Genomic DNA, 475 nt, shown 5'->3' on the forward strand with positions numbered 1-475 from the left:
GCACGGATATTGTTCTGGGTGGTAATTGGGAAGCTGAAATTAAAGCATTGAAAGACCCAAGTGATGACAAGATCGCTAAAATCAAAGCTGACTGGGAAGTACGAAATAAAGCCGTACTTGAGGCAGGCGGGTTGCATATTTTGGGTACCGAACGTCACGAGTCTCGTCGAATCGATAACCAGCTTCGTGGACGATCTGGCCGTCAGGGTGACCCAGGTAGTACCCGTTTCTTCTTGTCTTTAGAAGATAACTTGATGCGTCTGTTTGCCTCGGATCGTGTACGTAACATCATGCAAGCCTTGGGTATGGACAAAGGTGAGGCCATCGAGCACAAGATGGTGAGTAATGCGATTGAAAAGGCTCAGCGTAAAGTAGAAGGCCGTAACTTTGATATTCGTAAGTCCTTACTGGAATACGATGATGTGGCGAACGATCAGCGTAGTGTGATTTATGAGCAGCGTAACTCGGTGATGGA

1 pseudogene is annotated in these 475 nt (G+C 46.9%); it reads left to right on the forward strand.

Features of this window, described 5'->3' with window-relative positions:
- Positions 1-475: pseudogene (gene secA, locus A3729_RS10680) on the forward strand (preprotein translocase subunit SecA); the annotation flags it as partial.

Source organism: Oleiphilus sp. HI0043 (genome assembly GCF_001634935.1).